This is a genomic window from Dictyobacter halimunensis, assembly GCF_036245075.1.
Genome location: NZ_BSRI01000002.1, coordinates 588,929 through 607,324 on the forward strand (window position 1 = coordinate 588,929; position 18,396 = coordinate 607,324).

Consider the following 18,396-nt stretch of genomic DNA (forward strand, 5'->3'; position numbering starts at 1 on the left):
TGCTCCCCGGTCCCGCTTTTCCTTCACTGCTGTTTTGTGAAGCCAGCATTTTCAGCCCTTATGAGGAGGATGGTCATGTCAGACCTACAAGTAGCGGAGGCCGCCGAAACGCGCTCTGTCTACCGACCCAAACACAACAAGTTTCAGCGCTTTATCAAGGACCATGGCTGGAGCTACGCCTTTGTGCTTCCCAGTATGCTCGCCTTTACTATTTTTACCCTCGTTCCAGTTGTCTGGGCTCTGATTATCTCTTTTCAGCAAGGCGACATTGTTTCGAGTACTGAATGGGTTGGCTTCAGAAACTACATGCGGGCCTTTACAACCGGTAGTGGGGTCTTTACCAGGGCCATCGAGAATACTCTGTACTATACAATCATTACCGTTTGTGCCAATATCTTTATTGCTCTGATCCTGTCAGCCTTGATTCAAGGCAGGCATAAACACGTAAAGACCTTCTTCCTGGCGGCCTTCTATCTGCCGGCAGTAACCAGCTCGGTGATTGTCGCCATCGTCTGGAAGTTTATTTATAACTCAGAATACGGCTTTTTAAATTATTTGCTCAGTCTGTTCCACATCGCGCCGATGCGCTGGCTCTCTGATCCTGCCCTGGTACTCAATAGCATTACGCTTTCGACGATCCTGACCGTTCCGGCAACGGGCGTGGTGCTCTTTAACGCGGCCATGGGCAGCATTCCACCTGAATACTATGAGGCGGCACAGCTTGATGGCGCGGGTCCTGTCATGCGCTGGTGGCATATTACGTTGCCGCTGATCAAGTCTACAACGCTTTATGTAGTGGTACTCTATACCATCGCCAGTTTCCAGGTGTTCGAAAAGGTGTTTATCCTGGTCCCCAGCGGCGTGGGTAATAACACACAGTTTATCCTGACGCAAATCTACCAGAACGCCTTCCAGCAGTTCCAATATGGCATTGCCTCCGCTCAGGCCTTTATCCTGTTCTTAATGATTGCCGCGGTAACCATTGTACAGTTCCGCTTTTTGAGAAGCGATGTGGAGTATTAAACTATGGCACAATCTATCATAAAAACCAGCCGTACCACCCGGCCATTCAAGTGGACCACGATCGGGGCCTGGGCTGTTCTGATTGTGGCTGCCGTGATAGCACTGTGGCCAATGTACTGGCTCTTTGTCACCGCCATCACGCCTACAACCTATGCGATTAAGACGCCACCAGACCTTATCCCTGTGCATGCCAGCCTGTCGAATTTTCAACGCCTGCTTTCCGATGCCAGCGATTATTTATCCTGGGGAAAAAATAGTATCGTCATCGCGCTCACCATCACAGTCTTCCACATCTTTTTTGATACGCTGGCCGGCTATGCCTTCGCGAAAAAGCAATTCCCGGGACGCGATATCCTGTTCTGGATTCTGGTCGCGACGATGATGATCCCATCCTATGTGACCTTTATCCCGCTCTACGTCGAGACCCGTAACCTGGGCCTGCTGGACACGCTGCTGGCCGTGATTCTGCCTGGCATGGCTGGAGTCTTTGGCATCTTTCTGATGCGCCAGTTTATCCAGACGCTGCCAACGGAGTTGCTGGAGGCTGCTCGCATGGATGGCTGTGGCGAACTACGCGTCTTCTGGCACGTGATCCTGCCGCTCTCTAAACCAGCCATTGGCGCCCTGGCCATCATGGTCTTTGTGCAGCACTGGAACGACTTCTTCTGGCCGCTGGTTGTCCTGCAGTCCAGCAACAACTATACACTGCCAGTAGGGGTCGCAGGATTGCAAGGTGAGTTCACAACCGACTATGGCATTATCTTCGCGGGGGCCGCACTGGCCGCGCTACCGATGATTATCTTTTTCATGATCTTCCAGCGCAACTTCTTGAGTGGCGTACGCATGGGAGCTATTAAGGGGTAGTAGTGAGACAGACACGGGCACATGTAGAGTCCGGGCTGGAAGTGCTTCTGGCAACGGATATACCACAAGTAGCCGGCAAACGCGCCGGCCTGCTGACAAATGCGACGGGTATCGATCGGCGGTTTCGCAGTACAGTGGATCTGCTGCAGGCACACGGGCAGGTTGAGCTGTGCGCCCTGTTTGGACCCGAGCATGGCATTCGTGGGGATGTACAGGCGGGCGTCAAAGTAGCGGGCCAGGTAGATCAGCGTACCGGGCTGCCGATGTATAGCCTTTACGGAGAGACGCGCCGGCCAAATCCCGAGATGCTGACCGGTCTGGATCTCCTCATTTACGACATGCAGGACCTGGGTGCGCGCTACTCGACCTATATCGCCACGCTGCAATATGCCCAGCAGGCGGCGGCGCAGGCGGGACTGACCTTTGTGGTCCTTGATCGCCCTAATCCACTGGGCGGCGACCGAGTCGCGGGTAATATCCTTGATAACGCCTTCAATTCATTTGTGGGCTGCCATCCACTACCAATCCAGCATGGGATGACGAGCGGAGAGCTCGCGCGGCTGTTCGCGGCTGATTACGGCTGGCCCGAGCCGCTGGTGATCCCCATGCGCGGCTGGTGGCGCACGATGCGCTTTGAGGAGACGGATCTCCCCTGGGTACAGCCCACGCCCAATCTACCGACTCTGGACTCGATCAAACTATATCCAGGCACCTGCCTCGTTGAGGGCACGCCCTGCTCTGAAGGCCGGGGAACGACACGCCCCTTTGAACTGATCGGGGCACCTGATCTCGATCCTTTCGCGCTGGCAGAGGAACTGGACACGTATCAATTGCCGGGCGTGGTCTTTCGTCCGACCTATTTTACGCCGACCTTTTCCAAACATGCGCAACAGATATGTGGTGGGGTGCAGGTACATATAGTGGAGCCAGACCTGCTGCGGCCGGTTGAGATGGGAATATACCTGATCTATGCGCTGCATAAGCTCTCTTCAGCTCCCTTCAACTGGATCAGTGGCGCTGAGGGCAAATATTTTATTGATCTTCTGTACGGTAGCGATGCGTTGAGGCTGGCACTCGACGGCGGCGCGGAGGTTTCAGACATCCTCGCGACCTGGGAACCGGCATTAACCGCCTTTCAAGAGCGGCGACGTCCATTCCTGCTCTATGGGGCAGAGGAGGAATAGCATGTACGTCATTGGTATGAACTCGGGCACCTCGGTGGATGGGATTAACCTGGCACTGTGCGAGTTTTTAGCGGGTCCGCAGCCCCGTACCCTCTCTTTCCGCTTGCTCGCGCAGCGCGAATATCCCCATGAGGCAGCGCTCCGACAGCAGGTACTCGATCTGTGCCACTCCAAACGGGGTGCGCTGGATGAGTTGACGGAACTCAACTTTCGGCTGGGCGAGGCTTTTGCCAACGCCTGCCTCGCCTTTCTGGCCGAGGAAGGTCTACAGCGCCAGCAGGTGGATCTGATTGCGTCGCATGGGCAGACACTCTATCACCAGGTCGAGGCCGGACACGTGCTCTCAACCTGGCAGATGGGCGAGCCGGCGGTGATTGCTCAGCGCACCGGCATTACTACGGTCGCCGATTTTCGCGTGACAGACATGGCGGCCGGTGGACAGGGCGCGCCCCTGGTCTCTTTCTTTGATGCGCTGCTTTTCGCCGATGACGCGAAGACGCTGGCGCTGCAGAACATTGGTGGCATCGGCAACGTGACGCTCCTCCCCGCTGGAAAGGGACTGGCAGGGGCCAGCGCCTTTGATACCGGCCCTGGCAATGTCTGGATCGACTATGGCGCGCGCTACTTCTCGCAGGGACGAGAAACCTTTGATCGCGATGGGCAGATGGCGCGCTCGGGACAGGTCGATCAATCCCTGGTCTCCGAGGTACTCACCCATCCTTATTTCCAGCAGCCACCACCCAAGACGACCGGCCGCGAGCTGTTTGGAGATGCCTTTGCCCATGACCTGATCAATCAGGCCGCACAGCGCCAGTTGACAGACGCCGATACCATGGCGACCCTGACCGCCATTACCGCTGAGAGTATCGCCCTGGCCTATCGCCGCTTTGGCCCGCCACACATTGACGAGGTAATCGTCAGCGGCGGTGGCAGCTACAATCCAGTCCTGATGGCCCGCATACAGACACTGCTGCCTGCCAGTCAGGTTAAAACGCTGGAGGGTTATGGATTGACCGCCAGCGTAAAGGAAGCCGTGACCTTTGCTTTACTCGGCCATGAGACTATCTATGGGCGCGCCGCCAATCTTCCTCAATGTACAGGAGCGCACGCCAGGGCGATTCTGGGGAAAATCATTCCCGGCCCCAATTATACTGCTCTTTTGGGGCGCCTGGCCAAAGATTATCAAGAACAGCCATCTCAAGCAGACCAGCCAACTCAGCTTACCCGACTGTATTTCTTATCACAGTAAGGGGGTCATGCAGGAGTCAGCTTCATGGTAGTGCGACAGGCGCGCGAACACGCGCCTGTCGCACTACCATGAAAAAGAATGGGGCGGCTACGCGCCCCAGTTTCCGGGCATAATCATACAGAACGCGTATCATGATACAGGCATAACAGCTAGAGAGAAGAGATAGAATAAAGCTATGAATACAATTTATCGCAAGGGGCCGCTTCCCCGCTATTATCAATTGAAAGAGATTATGCGGGAGAAGATCAGCAATCGAGATTGGCTGCCCGGGCAACTGATTCCTTCGGAGCGGGAACTGAGCGAGCAGTACGGCATGAGTCGCATGACGGCGCGCCAGGCAATCACCGAACTGGTCAATGAGGGACTGTTCTACCGTGAGCAGGGCAAAGGCACGTTTGTCAGTCGCCATAAGATCACGCAGCAGCTCCTACACCTGACCGGTTTTACAGAAGATATTCGCGCCCGTGGTCAGCGTCCCTCTACCAGGGTTCTCTCGATGAGCATGAGCCCGGCCGACGAGAAGACGGCGGACTATCTGCGCATCAAACCCGGACAGCTTGTCTTTACACTGCAGCGGCTACGCCTGGCCGATGATGAGCCGCTGGCCATCGAGGTCTCCCACCTGAATTTTATTGGCTGCGAAAAATTTCTGGAAGAGGATCTGGAGCAGCATTCCCTCTATCAGTTACTGGAAACAAAATACGGCATGCTCTTGATCGAGGCCGAACAGGAGCTAGAGGCGGGCTTGATCAGCAGCAAGGAGGCGGAAAAACTTAAAGTACCCATAGGTAGTCCCGCCCTCTACACCAGGCGCACGGCCTACATCGAGCGCAATCAGCCGATTGAATATACCAGGTCGATCTATTGCGGCCATAAATACGTGTTCTACACCAGCTTGAAACGCGAGCAGCTCCTCTCCTAACATCTATCCGGAACTTCTACAGCCAGTCCAATGACTATACCGATACAACCACGAGCCGCTAGCTATCTTACTACGGGGAGTATGTCACTATGTCACAACAGCCAGCCCACACAGAACGCTTACTAAGCACACTGGAAACAGAACAGACTAATCCAGCTACCAGCCACATAGACCTGATGACGCCTTTAGAGATCGCCCGGGTGATAAATAATGAGGATGCTAGAGTGGCATTGGCCATTCAACCGGAGTTGCCCAAAATCGCGGGGGCCATGGAGGGTATCGCCACCCGCATGCGCCAGGGTGGCCGCCTGATCTATATTGGGGCCGGCACATCTGGACGCCTGGGCGTTCTCGACGCCTCGGAGTGTCCACCGACCTTCAATAGCTCACCCGAGCAGGTGATCGGCGTAATCGCGGGTGGCGAGCGCGCCCTCACCAATGCCATCGAGGGAGCGGAAGACGATCCGGCCGGTGGAGAAGCCGCCCTGGCCGCGCTACAGCTCACTGCCAATGATAGCATTGTGGGATTGGCGGCCAGTGGCCGCACGCCCTATGTGCTGGGAGCGGTCGCGTATGCACGCTCACTGGGCGCCCTGACGATCGGCATCGCCTGCACAAGTAACTCTCCATTAGAGCAGGCCGTTGAGATTATGATTGCGCCCATCGTGGGACCCGAGGTCATCAGTGGCTCCACGCGACTCAAGGCTGGCTCGGCCCAGAAGATGGTGCTCAACATGCTCAGCACCGGTGCGATGATCCTGCTGGGCAAAACCTACGGCAACCTGATGGTCGATGTACGGGCGACAAACTATAAGCTGGCCCAGCGCGCCATGAAAATAGTACAGCTGGCGACGGGATGCGCACAGGAACAGGCGGCCTCTCTGCTTGAGCGAGCCGGCGGCAACACCAAAGTGGCCATCATCATGGGCCTGACGAATGTCGATGCCGAGGTTGCTCGCGGGCAACTGGCTGCCCATGGACAAATCCTGCGGGCCGCCCTCAACGATACACATCCAACATCATGACAATACTGGTTCCCAGGGAGATACCCGGGAGCCAGTATCTGAATTATCTAGCGTCCGATACCGGTAATCGCTTGCTGTCCATCACCCGGCGTCCAGCGCGTAATGACCACTTTGCTCTCCGTGAAGAAACGCACGGCGTCACGTCCCTGGGGATGCAGGTTGCCAAAGAAGGAGCTCTTGGCCCCACTGAAGGGGAAGTATGACACGGGGGCCGCGACGCCAACGTTGATGCCGATATTGCCCGTCTCAACACGATAGCGGAATTCACGGGCGGCAAAGCCGCTCTGGGTAAAGATCGAGGCGGCGTTGCCATATTCTTTGGCGTTGATCAGCTCGATCGCCTCGGCTAACGTGTCGACCGGCACCAGCCCAATCACCGGACCAAAGATCTCTTCTTCATAGACGCTCATCCCTGGTCGCACATTATCCAGCACGGTAGGACCCACAAAGTAGCCCTGTGGGTAATCAGGGATGTCTACCTGGCGCCCATCCAGCACGGGCTCGGCCCCCTCTTCAATCCCACGCGCAATAGCGGCCGCGATGCGATCGCGCGCGGCCGACGAAACAACGGGACCCATATCAGTCCCCTTGTCCAATCCATTGCCGAGCCGCAGACGGGAAGCAGCTTCGCCAATGCGGGTGCGCACCGCTTCATGGGCGCTGCCGACCGTCAAAATGAGCGAATTCGCCAGGCAGCGCTGACCGGCCGCCCCAAAGCAGGAGTTCATGATGGTACCCAGGTACATATCCAGGTCGGCATCTGGCATGACAACAATCGCGTTTTTGGCTCCGCCCGAAGCCTGTACACGCTTGCCGTGCGCGGCCGCCTGAGCATACACGTATTGCGCGGTCCGCGTCGAACCGACGAACGAGATACCTTTGATGCCCGGATGCTCCAGCAAGCCATTCACAGCCTCCTTGCCACCGTTGACCATATTAATAACACCGGCGGGGAAACCAACCTGCTCGATCAGCTCAAAGACCCGTTTCTGAACGATCGGGTCCTGTTCGGATGGCTTGAGGATAAAGGTATTGCCGCACGCCACCGCGTAGGGCCAGAACCAGAACGCGATCATAAAGGGGAAATTAAAGGGAGTAATACCAGCAAAGGCGCCCAGCGGCTGATAGATAACCTCTTCATCGATACCATGGGCGGCCCCATCCTCCAGGCTATACCCCATCATTAATGAGGGAATGCCGCAGGCCGTCTCGACGTTTTCGATGCCGCGTTGGACCTCGCCGCGAGCGTCATCCAGCGTCTTACCCATCTCGGTCGTAATCAGGCGGGCCAGTTCGTCGCGGTGTTCATCCAATAGCTGGCGCAGTTTGAAGAAGTAACGCGCGCGCTCCTGGGGCGGAGTCGCTCGCCAGGCGGGAAAAGCCGCCCTGGCGGCCTCTACCGCCTGGTCAATATCACTACGGTTTCCCAACGGGACCAGGGCCAGCACCTCGTCGGTGGCGGGATTGTGAATCTGCTGGGTCTCATTAGAGGTCGATGGAACCCATTGGCCTCCGATATAGTTGTGTAGGATCTGTGCCTGCGTCGACTGCGAAATAGTCATAAATAATTCACTCCTTGAACTATAGGAAGCACGGCTTTAACTGCAGGCTTCCAGGGCGTGTTCAATAATCTGTAGAGCATGGGAGAGTTGTTCGCGCGTGATAACCAGCGGTGGCTGCAGGCGCAGGACGTTGCCAAACTGGCCCCCTACCCCGATCAACAGACCAGACTCACGACACAGGGCGCGCATCCGCGCTGCCTCGGCCGCGGCAGGCTCTTTTGTCTGACGATCCTTCACCAGTTCTATCCCCAGCATCAGACCCTGGCCACGCACATCGCCAATCAAGGGAAAGCGCTGCTGCAATTCGCGCAATGCCGGCAGCACCCATTGTCCCATCTCGGCCGCGTGCTGAATGATTCCTTCATCCTGCAACACTTCGATATTGGCCAGCGCCGCTGCGCACGAAACGGGATTGCCGCCAAAGGTGCTCAGATGCTCGCCCGGCTGGAAACAATCGGCGATCGCCTCCGGCGCGATAAAGGCGCCCAGCGGAAAACCATCCGCGATGCCTTTCGCCAGCGCCAGCAGATCTGGCTCAACATCTTCATGATGCTCGATCGCAAACATCTTTCCGGTGCGCCCAAAACCTGTCTGCACCTCATCCACCAGCAATAGAATACCCTCGCGCTCCAAAATCTGTTTGACGCGTGCGAGATACCCTTGTGGCAAGGGAATCAGTCCGCCCTCGCCCATGACGGGTTCAACGACGAAGGCGGCTACGTCTCCACTGGTCTGGGTGCGAATAACATCCTCGACCGCGTCGGCGCAGGCCAGACCACAACTCTCTGGCTCCAGCTTTAGAGGACAGCGGTAGCAGTACGGAGCCGGGGCAAAGGCCACGCCCGACATATAGGGTCCGCCACGCGTCTTGCGCGCCATATTCCCCGTCACGGACAGGGTGGCATAGGTTCGCCCATGAAAAGCCATCTGCAACGAGATAATCTCACGCTTGCCGGTGGCCACCTTCGCCATGCGTAGCGCTCCCTCAATGGCCTCGGCACCCGAATTGCAGAAAAAGGTCTTTTGCAATGCTCCGGGAGTAATCTTCGCCAGCACCTCGGCCAGGTCAGCCGTGGTTGGCACATAGTAGATATAACTGGCGGCATGGACCAGGCGATCAATCTGGGCTTTGGCCGCTTCAGCCACACGGGGATGAACATGGCCGGCGTTCACGACCGCTATACCGGCAAAGCAATCTAAATAGGTGCGTCCATCGGCCGCGAATATTTCCGCTCCCGCCGCGCGTTCTACCACCACCGGCTCGATGCTCTTCACAAAACTTGTGTTCACATAACGCTGGTATTTTTCAACCGTATCCATGATAAACCTCTAGCGCTAACCGCAATATTTTGCACAACTCCAGTATTCAGGTAATGTACCCGCCCACAAAAACCTTTGTCAATGCACAACTACCTGCTAGCATGCACATCAACACCCCCTCCATTGTAGAGCATGTCTGACTTTCATGATAATGGCCTGCGGGCTGCATGGGTTTTTCACACCTACGGTGCTTAACAGCCTATTGTATGTTGATGCAACAGGGGCGCGGATGCGCCCCTGTTGCATCAACATACAAAAAACATGCGGCCGCGTAGCGGACGCGCGTGTGGGGGCGCTCACGTGCCCCCGGGGTGACGAGAGTCAGGCACGCTCATAGAAAAATCGAGCAAAAACAGACAAAAATAGTTTCAGTTATTGATATCGTCCGGATGAAATATGAAAGAAAGACTATTTTCTGTAACTATTGCCAGAATATGCTTTCCTATGTATAAATACAATGATATGTGTACCGCTACCAAATATTCGTTTACAGTTACTAATAGGATTACCAGGCGACTGGAGGAAAATTTTGAAGACACTCTCTACCGATCTCCCCGTAGGGGTTAGCAGAAAAGCAAAGTTTGAAGGATCACGATTTGACCTGGTCTTTTCATTAGCGACCGCCTGGTTCCTAACAGGAGCCTGCCTGGATGCCTGGGCCCATAGCCACCTGGCCCGGCTGGAAACGTTTTTTACCCCCTGGCACGCGGTCCTCTATTCCGGGTTTCTGGTGACGGCACTGGTATTGGTCATTACCATCTGCCTTAATCGTACCCGTTGCTCTTCCTGGTATGAGGCCATTCCTTCCGGTTATGAATTGACCGTGCTGGCCGTGGCGGGCTTCGCCATTGGTGGTGTCGGCGATATGCTGTGGCACATCTTCTTTGGGATCGAGCGCGACATCGATGCTGAGCTCAGCCCCACTCACCTCTTGCTCATGATGTGTGGCTGTGTCTTCCTGGCCAGCCCCTATCGCTCCCTCTATCATCGCCAGGGTGGTTCCCTGCATGGTATCCAACGCCTGAACCTGGTGCTGTCGCAGATCCTGCTGATGGCCCTGCCAATCCTGGTCTCAACCGGCTTCCATCCCCTTGCCCACTTCTGGCCGACGGATACGCCCACAGGTGATGGCGAAGGGCAGATGCTGGCGGTGGTCAGTATCCTCTTTCAGGCCGTCGTCGTGACAGGCTTTGCCCTCTTTGCTCTCCAGCGCTGGCGCTTATTCCCCGGATTTTTTACACTTACCTGGGGAGCCACCGCCATCATCATGGCTGTGATGTCAGATAGCGTGTTGAGCGTCCTCATCGCAGCCCTTGGCGGCGTGCTGGCGGACTGTGCCTATCACTTTCTCCGGCCCGATCCAGAGAAGAACCTGACTAACTATCGGCTGTTCGCCCTGCTTACACCTATGTGCTTCTTCCTGGCCTACTTCCTGGTGCTGCAGTTTGCCACCCCGAGCGGTGTGATCTGGACGATTCACCTATCGGCGGGCTCGATCGTCGTCAGTGGTCTGCTTGGACTACTGCTCACCTACCTGATCAAGCCACCTCCGGTCAAAAATTGAGCAAAAGGCCCTATACCAACTTTTTGTTGGTATAGGGCCTTTTCTTTCGCAAATAATCAATCTAGCCTCACGATTATTACTCGCCAATCACCTTGACGATCACCTTCTTGTCGCGCTGGCCATCAAATTCCATATAGAAAATGCGCTGCCAGGGACCAGAATCGAACTGACCATTGGTGATCGGGATAACAACCTGGTGATGCAACAAGAGATTTTTCAGGTGGGCATCACCATTGTCTTCACCGGTACGATGATGCCAGTAATCAGGATTTTCGGGCGCCACTCGCTCGACCCATTCCATAATGTCATGCCAGAGCCCCGACTCTTCATCGTTGACAATGATGGAAGCGGTAATATGCATGGCAGAGACAAGCGCCAACCCCTCCTGTATGCCACTGGCGGCGATGATACGCTCGACTTCATCAGTAATCGGTACAATCTCCTTACGGTGACGCGTATGGAAAGTAAGATATTCCGTGTGTGATTTCATCTACTCTACTCCCCTGTTATAGGTTCAATTTCCTAACTAGCAATGACAACATGGTAGCCAGGCATACAGGAATTGTACCCGATCAGCATAAAAACCACTCACGACACCAGCCGGCTATATGCTTTCACGATGAGGATAGCAGATAGGGAGAAAGTAGGCGTTGTCGTCAAAGATCAGTTTGCGCGAGGCACGCACGCCCACAGCTGAAGGTCGGCCGGCGGTCACAAAACAGTTATGCACCAGGCTGACGCCCTGCTGACCGTGCTCGGTCTGCAATGTGGTTGTCGGCAAGGTGACATACTGTTGATAGACTTTGAGCTGTTTGTCATAGAAGTTGAGCTCGCTATGCTCAAGGATGCGCTGCTGATCTACAATGGTGATCGAAGAACCCTCGCGACCATAAACAGGCTTGACAACATAGGGCCCATTAAAGATTGGCTTCCCCTGCGCGTCAAGCGCCTCCAGATACGTTGGCAGCACGTATTGCTCAATCCAGCCATGCTCTTCCGCAGTAAAAATCTCACTCTGCGAGAGGTGTAGGGCCCATAACAGCGCCACCAGGGCTTTGTTCTGCAGAATAAACGCGATGGGCGGATTGATGATAGCCAGGCGTCGCCTGCGTACCAGGTCCATCAAAGCCAGGCCCACGGGGGTGCCGTCCGCCGCCATGTCTTCGATCAGATGCTCGGTTGGATACAGCTTATAGAGCACATCTACAGGATCACCCGCGACGGTCATCAAACGATCCCGCGTCACACGCAGTTTAGCGAGACCCTGGAAAGATGTACGATAAGGCAAGTTTCCCTGGTTTTCAAGCAGGTTGCGATAAAATTCGGTGGTGCCGCGCTCCTCTTTACGCCCCGCATAGGCGCTAAAGACTACCGACGCGGGTGACCGTGGTGGTGGTTCAATCCAGGCAAGGCCAGCCTGTATCGAGGTATGGATGGCCTGCGCCAGTTGTTGCTGGCATTGTGGATTGGGATCTTCCAGGCCAAAATCAATACAGACCTGGCCGTTCATGTGGAAAAGCTCCATTACAAAAGTGGGCGTCTCGGCATTGAATTCGATCAGGCGTGGCCCCTGAGCGGTCCAGGCGAACTCAAAGCGACCACACATCACGGCCGGCATGGCGGGCATGAAAATATGGCAATAGGGGATAGCCGGGGACGGAATACCTATATCCATGAGCGCCTGGTCATCGGACTGCTGCAGCAAGGTAGCCAGGCGCGTCATGATCCCATATAGCCTGCCGGATGCCAATCTCAGCGCCTGAACGTGGTTATGGGGCACCTCAAGCGCCCCATAAACCGCGTATTCTTCCACCGTGCTGCCAGGAAGCGTACCCCAGAATGAGGGAAAACGATTGTAATAGGCACGCCGCCAGTTTCGATAGTCTTCAGCGAAGTGCTGACCCTGGGTACGGGAGTCAGGATGTGGAGAATCAGCCACCCTCGCCTCCACCACCATGAGCTCCTCCTCCTTCGCCCCCACCCTCACCACCACTCCCGCCATGATCTCCGCCAACACCGCCATGCCCATCATCACCACCCACGCCGGATGCACCGGGTCTGGGATGCACACCGTCATCGCTCGGCACCCAGCCACCACGGCTTGGGTACCAGAGATAGTGACCACCGCTGTTGTTTGTACACGAGATAGGCTTGCTACTGCTGCTATCATTGGTCGCCGTAGGAGTGGGACAGGGAATATCACTGGTGGAACCGCAGCCACTGAGGGTTCCCAGCAAAGCCGCCCCCAGGCTGACAGCTGAAATCAGGCGCGCGATGTTCCCCGAAAGCTGACGGCTACCGTCCTCAGAGGTATGAGCGATAGGCTTTACCGATCCATCACGAATGACTGAGAAAAAAAGGGGCTTCAACTTCAGTGCTCTCCACTATACCAGGAGTAGATTGTGGAATCTGGTCTTGTACATCATGACAATCTGGAGCCGTCCACGTCGTCGGCTGCAACGATGATGATTCTTCAAACATATGTTTTTTCTCTTTTTATTAAAAAAAGTTATTATTATAGAATAAGATATATATACTCTATTTTATATTGAAATGCAAGCATGTTATTTTTCTTGTATGGTAGCAGAAACGGGTCGGCGAATCCGACCCGTTTCTGCTACCATACAAGAAAAATCGTGCTTCAAGGGTGCAGATCATTCTGATTTTTTTCGCTAAGGATGCGAAGTGCGTGGGCAACCTCGGCATCGATAACCTGTGAATCAGCATGCACGGCGTTAACACCTTCCGAAGTAAAAGCGGTGCCAGGTTGAGAGCTATCTTCAATCCTCATCCGCGCACCAGGTGCAGGTGCGAAAGAGAGATGGGGATGGCTCGCATAGTCGTAACCACCATGGCTGACAAGGATAACTTTCGCCTGCTCAACATATATACCCGCCCGGACCACCAGCAACGTCATTCCGGCCTCGTAAGCACGTTCATAAAAGTGTATCTCTGTCAGAGGAGTTCCAATCGACTCCAGATCAGCTTCAAGCTCCTCAACGCTTTCGTAGCGACGACTAAACATGTGTAAAAGCTTCCAGTGATCTGTCTTACGCGTGCACTGGATAGATTTGCGCGAAATGCCACACTGGTGTAGCTGATTAATCGCATGTTCCGCATGAGCGTAATTATCAAAAACGGCGATGAGAGGCTTCGTTAGCATAAACATCACCATCCTCCTTCTCATGATCCACAAATACAGTTCTATCTCTGCGAAATCCCGATAGCTTCTCTGTTGTCACGAGAAAATTGGAAGAAAGGAGACAAGCTATGAAAATCTGGATTGCTCTCCACCTTCCATAGCTCGGCTAGAGACACAATATTCCAACGTATACACGCGCCTATCATCGCTTCAGAACAACACTACGAGGCCTGCTGCTTATCCATGATCCGCTTTAATACACCGAGCAAGGCGATGGTGCCAAACCACGCGCCCGTAATCAACCAGTTGCGCTTCTTCGCATGCGGGTCATTCATGAGGTGCCTCCCATTTACCCATCCTGACGTTTTTTCTGTACCTCTGGGTCTGCGAAACGATCTTTCATAAGATTATTATACGCCGACGAGGTCATGTCTTGATAGTTCGGGATCACCGTTTCGGCCAGGGGTTGTGGATTAGTATGCGATTGCTGAACGGGCGAGGTGCGCTGTGCCGCTGGATTGCTGGGACGATCCATGGTCTGGCGGCCCAGTGTATTCATAACCAGCATATTACGTTCAGCCAGTACCTGATGAGGAACAAACGTATAGAGTGGACCCTGCATATCCGCCCGCTGCTGCTCAATCTGATCCGACCGATGCCCATACTCCGCGCAGGCCTGCTGGACCTGCCGCGAAAGCTCTTCCGGGGAGAGTGCAAAGAGGGCATCCAACATCCGTGTCAGGTTGTTCTGACGGTTAAGCATCACCTTACGACCATAGATCAGGCGCTGTATCTGCGCTTCCGCTGTATCCGCTCGCCGGGCCTCTTGAATCTGTCTGGTAATCTCAACAATAGGAAGCATATCTAATTTGCGATAGAGAAAAGCGACGACGGCCGCGACATCCCCTTTTTCTTGCCAGTTCTGCAGTAGGTTCAAGCAGAACAGACCATCATACTCCTTGACTGTACGCGGGATGCTCAACAGGCTGGTCTTACATTCACTGATCCACAGTGCGTGCAGGTAACGTACAACATCGGCGACTGAAAGCGAGTCAAAACGCTGATGCCCCTGTACCTGTTCAACAAAAAGAAAGGAACGCTCAAATTCAGGCTGCAATTGCTCAAAGGCAGCCATTTTCTGCACCACCAGTTCTGGCGGATCGGTCTGCACGGACATAACACTTCCCCTTTCCGCTATGCACAAACATGAGCTACTCTTAAAGCACGTCTGAAGGCGTTCAGAGGGAGACAAAAAGATAGAGAGCGAAGTGTGCAAATGAGGCCGGAACCCAATTTGCTCACTTCGCTCTCTATTCTGATTGGGAGATTAGTCGATAGCGATCTTGCCTTCGGTCACCTGACCCTGCGCGTCGATCTTGAAGACACGAGCGTAGGGTGGCTCGGGATGGTGACGGTGAGAGAAGATAATATAGAGGTAGCCGCTGCGCTTAGCATAATCGATGTCGCGCGGAGAAGGGTAGGCTTCGGTGATCGGGTGCGAATGGTAATAGATCAGGTCGCCATCATAGGTATCGATATCATCATAGATACGGATCAGATCTGTTTCGCTGATGATCGAGAAGTCATCGGGTCGCTCGGCGGCGTTAGCGGTTGGATAGTTCTTAACCGCCCGCCCATCGACGCTCCCCAACGCGCCACAGGTTTCATTGGGATATCCACTGCTCACATGCTCGACCATCTCTTGATAAATGGTCGAGGGAACATGCACCACAAAACTTGTTTCAGCTACCATAAGATTTTTGCCTCTAATGTATCTTCGATCTGCTCAATCGGGAGTGTCCAGAGATCTTCACTCAGATACTTCCAGCCACCATCCGGCAGCAAGGTGACGATCTTGCCCCGTTCCATACTCTCAGCCACTCGCAAGGCCGCGTGGAGAGAGGCACCGCACGATGGTCCGGCGAAGATGCCCTCTTGATCCTTTAACTGGCGCGTACGACGGATAGAATCGACGCTGGAGACCAGTATCTTGCCGTCCAGCAATGATTGATCCAGTACAGGAGGCACAAAACCATCCTGCAGGCTGCGTAGACCCTGTACTCCTTCGCCCTGCTGCGGCTCGGCCGCGACGACCTTGATAGCGGGATTGTATTCTTTCAGGCGGCGCGCGGTCCCCGTCAGGGTACCACCGGTGCCCAGACCCGCCACAAACACATCAATGTCGGGAAGGTCCTGGATAATTTCAACCGCCGTGGTCTCGTAGTGGGCGCGGGGATTGGCTGGATTGCCATACTGGTACAGCATCACGTAGCGATCATCTTCATCAGCCAGTTCCCTGGCCATCTTCACCGCTCCATTACTACCCAGGCGACCATCGGAATAGATGATTTTTGCGCCATACAGCTCGAGCATCTTCTGGCGTTCACTCGTTACATTATCCGGCATTACAGCGACAAACTGATATCCCTTAATACGAGCAATCATCGCCAGGGCGATACCGGTATTGCCACTTGTTGGCTCCAGCAAGATCGAACCCGGATGGAGTTTTCCAGCCGCCTCAGCCTCCTCGATCATCTTCTTCGCTACCCGATCCTTCACGCTACCCGTAGGATTGCTGCCCTCAAGTTTGGCATAAATCTCCACCCCCGGTCGCGGGCTGAAGCTCTTTAGCTCAACAAGTGGTGTGTTTCCAATTGTCTCCAGGAGGCTGCCATAGCGCATACGTCTTCTCTCTCCTAGCGCCCACCAGCCATAGCTGGCAGCAAGGTAATGGTATCGTTCGCGCCTACCTCGGTCTGCAGACCCTGTAGATAGCGGACATCTTGATCATTGACATAGACATTGACGAAGCGGCTCAGTTCCTGCTGGGGCTGAATCTGCTCCTTCAAGGAAGGATGAGCCTGGTACAGGTTGCTCAGGACGTCGCCCAGGGTTGCTCCCTGCGCGCTAACCTGCTTGGAACCGCCCGCGTACGAGCGCAATACCGGTGCTAAACGAATATTTGCCATGATGCTTTCTCCAGCTTTTCGAATTTTTTGCTTTTTTGTATACAGCCACCATCCGGTGGAAAAATAAGGTGGGAGCACAGGCCTCCGTACTCCCGGGCGGAGAACACAACGTTCTCCGCCTACCTCTATTGCTATCTATGCATTACGCGGGAATCGCGCAGACATCCGCGTAGGTTGGCAGATCTTCTGGATGCCCATGCTCACCACAGGCGGCGCAGTTAGGATCGCGGAAGAGCTTTAGCTCCATGAACTCGCCCGCCAGTGCATCATAGGTTAGCAGACGGCCAACCAGGGGCTCACCGATACCTAGCAAGACCTTGATGGCTTCGGTTGCCTGCAAGAGCCCAATGATACCAGGCAACACACCCAGCACACCGGCCTCGGCACAGCTAGGCGCCAACGCTGCTGGTGGTGGCTCCGGATACATACAGCGATAGCAAGGTCCCTCGTAGGGTTTAAACACCGTTACCTGTCCCTCGAAGCGGAACACACTGCCATGGATCACCGGCTTGTTGAAAAGCAGTGCCGCATCGTTGAGCAGGTAGCGCGTCGGGAAGTTATCGGTGCCATCAATGATCAGGTCATATTCGGAGACCAGTTGTTTGACGTTGTTATCGTCCAGACGCTCAATGTAGGTAACGACATTGACATCGGGATTAAGCGCATTGATGGTTGTGCGAGCCGACTCGGCCTTATATTGACCGATGCGCTCGGTGTTGTGGATTACCTGGCGCTGCAGGTTACTGTCATCGACCACGTCGGCATCGATGATGCCAATGGTGCCAACGCCAGCCGCGGCCAGATAGAGGGCCGCCGGAGAACCCAGGCCACCCGCGCCGATGAAAAGAACTTTGGAGTCGAGCAGCTTTAGCTGGCCCTGTTCACCAACCTCAGGCACGAGTAGATGGCGGCTATAGCGCTTTGACTGGGCATCGTTCAATGTACGCGGCTCCATAAAGCCCAGACCACTGCCCTTCCACTGACCAAAGCCACCGGCCATCGATACGACATCCTGATAGCCCATCTGCTGCAAGGTGCTTGCTGCCATGAGTGAACGCACACCACCAGCACAATACAGGACAACCTTCTTTGATTTATCGGGAACCGTCTCTTCAATCTGCGACTCAAGATGTCCCCGCGGAACATGTATAGCCCCGGGAATGTATCCTTCATTCCACTCGGTCTTCTCACGTACATCCACCAGTGTGAAATCTGCATTCCCCTGCTTACGCTGGTTTAATACATCATTCACCTGCGATGCGGACCACTCGGGCACATGTTGCCGTGCTTGCCGCAATATCTCGCGAAAAGCATCACCCATGTTACATCACCTCAATGTTGACTAAGTATATCAAATTTGTTTTTATCTAACTAACCAAAGAGTACCATGTAAGATTTTTTCTTGTCAAGAAAGCTGAGCTAACTACCGTTCTTCATGGGGCTCATCTGATTTGTTGAAGGTAGCGAAAAGGAAGGAAAATAGAGCAGGGATAGAATTTATCCCTAGCCTTTACGCTCTCAAGTATATCAACATTCTGCCAGCAGCTATTATTCCAGATAAGCGGCATTTCA

18 protein-coding genes are annotated in these 18,396 nt (G+C 54.6%); 7 read left to right on the forward strand and 11 right to left on the reverse strand.

What is annotated here, in order from left to right; all coding sequences use genetic code 11:
• Nucleotides 1-75: 75 nt before the first annotated feature.
• The 6 genes from AABA21_RS16500 (at nt 76) to murQ (ending at nt 6,267) form a co-directional block, all read left to right on the forward strand.
• Nucleotides 76-1,023: a carbohydrate ABC transporter permease gene (locus AABA21_RS16500; RefSeq protein WP_338251990.1), complete on the forward strand. Its 948-nt coding sequence runs from the start codon at nt 76-78 to the stop codon at nt 1,021-1,023.
• Between the two features lie 3 nt (nt 1,024-1,026).
• The gene (locus AABA21_RS16505) at nt 1,027-1,887 is read left to right on the forward strand and encodes a carbohydrate ABC transporter permease (protein WP_338251992.1); all 861 of its coding nucleotides are present in this window, start codon (nt 1,027-1,029) and stop codon (nt 1,885-1,887) included.
• Nucleotides 1,888-1,889: 2 nt separating this feature from the next.
• Entirely contained in the window at nt 1,890-3,071 is a 1,182-nt protein-coding gene (locus AABA21_RS16510) for an exo-beta-N-acetylmuramidase NamZ family protein (RefSeq protein ID WP_338251994.1), read from the forward strand.
• 1 nt (nt 3,072) lies between these two features.
• Nucleotides 3,073-4,320, forward strand: coding sequence for an anhydro-N-acetylmuramic acid kinase (locus tag AABA21_RS16515; RefSeq protein ID WP_338251997.1), 1,248 nt, complete (start codon nt 3,073-3,075; stop codon nt 4,318-4,320).
• Nucleotides 4,321-4,495: 175 nt separating this feature from the next.
• Entirely contained in the window at nt 4,496-5,242 is a 747-nt protein-coding gene (locus AABA21_RS16520) for a GntR family transcriptional regulator (RefSeq protein WP_338251999.1), read from the forward strand.
• An 89-nt stretch (nt 5,243-5,331) separates the two neighbouring features.
• The gene (gene murQ, locus AABA21_RS16525) at nt 5,332-6,267 is read left to right on the forward strand and encodes an N-acetylmuramic acid 6-phosphate etherase (RefSeq protein WP_338252001.1); all 936 of its coding nucleotides are present in this window, start codon (nt 5,332-5,334) and stop codon (nt 6,265-6,267) included.
• Nucleotides 6,268-6,314: 47 nt separating this feature from the next.
• Here the strand turns inward: murQ and AABA21_RS16530 are convergent, their stop codons facing one another.
• Together AABA21_RS16530 and AABA21_RS16535 are read right to left on the reverse strand one after the other, a co-directional pair.
• Complete coding sequence (locus AABA21_RS16530; protein ID WP_338252003.1) at nt 6,315-7,829, reverse strand: CoA-acylating methylmalonate-semialdehyde dehydrogenase; 1,515 nt, start codon at nt 7,827-7,829, stop codon at nt 6,315-6,317.
• Nucleotides 7,830-7,865: 36 nt separating this feature from the next.
• A complete protein-coding gene (locus AABA21_RS16535) occupies nt 7,866-9,149 on the reverse strand; it encodes an aspartate aminotransferase family protein (RefSeq protein ID WP_338252005.1) in 1,284 nt (427 codons plus the stop codon).
• 529 nt (nt 9,150-9,678) lie between these two features.
• On the opposite strand from AABA21_RS16535, the gene AABA21_RS16540 reads away from it, so the two are divergent.
• Nucleotides 9,679-10,713, forward strand: a complete 1,035-nt coding sequence (locus tag AABA21_RS16540) for a hypothetical protein (RefSeq protein ID WP_338252007.1) — start codon at nt 9,679-9,681, stop codon at nt 10,711-10,713.
• Nucleotides 10,714-10,789: 76 nt separating this feature from the next.
• Here the strand turns inward: AABA21_RS16540 and AABA21_RS16545 are convergent, their stop codons facing one another.
• The 9 genes from AABA21_RS16545 to moeB all read right to left on the reverse strand — a co-directional run bounded on the left by AABA21_RS16545 (nt 10,790) and on the right by moeB (nt 18,145).
• Nucleotides 10,790-11,203, reverse strand: a complete 414-nt coding sequence (locus AABA21_RS16545) for a secondary thiamine-phosphate synthase enzyme YjbQ (RefSeq protein ID WP_338252010.1) — start codon at nt 11,201-11,203, stop codon at nt 10,790-10,792.
• A gap of 114 nt (nt 11,204-11,317) precedes the next feature.
• On the reverse strand, nt 11,318-12,652 hold the full coding sequence (locus tag AABA21_RS16550) for a glutathionylspermidine synthase family protein (RefSeq protein WP_338252012.1): 1,335 nt from the start codon (nt 12,650-12,652) through the stop codon (nt 11,318-11,320).
• Complete coding sequence (locus AABA21_RS16555; RefSeq protein WP_338252014.1) at nt 12,645-13,082, reverse strand: hypothetical protein; 438 nt, start codon at nt 13,080-13,082, stop codon at nt 12,645-12,647. The genes AABA21_RS16550 and AABA21_RS16555 overlap by 8 nt, the downstream gene beginning before the upstream one ends.
• A 272-nt stretch (nt 13,083-13,354) precedes the next feature.
• A complete protein-coding gene (locus AABA21_RS16560) occupies nt 13,355-13,876 on the reverse strand; it encodes a hypothetical protein (RefSeq protein ID WP_338252016.1) in 522 nt (173 codons plus the stop codon).
• Nucleotides 13,877-14,204: 328 nt separating this feature from the next.
• Nucleotides 14,205-15,032, reverse strand: coding sequence for a hypothetical protein (locus AABA21_RS16565; RefSeq protein WP_338252018.1), 828 nt, complete (start codon nt 15,030-15,032; stop codon nt 14,205-14,207).
• 150 nt (nt 15,033-15,182) lie between these two features.
• Nucleotides 15,183-15,608, reverse strand: a complete 426-nt coding sequence (locus tag AABA21_RS16570) for a M67 family metallopeptidase (protein ID WP_338252020.1) — start codon at nt 15,606-15,608, stop codon at nt 15,183-15,185.
• Complete coding sequence (locus tag AABA21_RS16575; RefSeq protein ID WP_338252022.1) at nt 15,602-16,537, reverse strand: PLP-dependent cysteine synthase family protein; 936 nt, start codon at nt 16,535-16,537, stop codon at nt 15,602-15,604. The genes AABA21_RS16570 and AABA21_RS16575 overlap by 7 nt, the downstream gene beginning before the upstream one ends.
• Nucleotides 16,538-16,551: 14 nt before the next feature.
• Nucleotides 16,552-16,824: a MoaD/ThiS family protein gene (locus tag AABA21_RS16580; RefSeq protein WP_338252024.1), complete on the reverse strand. Its 273-nt coding sequence runs from the start codon at nt 16,822-16,824 to the stop codon at nt 16,552-16,554.
• A 142-nt stretch (nt 16,825-16,966) separates the two neighbouring features.
• Nucleotides 16,967-18,145 (reverse strand): molybdopterin-synthase adenylyltransferase MoeB, encoded by a 1,179-nt coding sequence (moeB, locus tag AABA21_RS16585; RefSeq protein ID WP_338252026.1) that lies wholly within the window; start codon nt 18,143-18,145, stop codon nt 16,967-16,969.
• Nucleotides 18,146-18,396 lie beyond the last annotated feature (251 nt).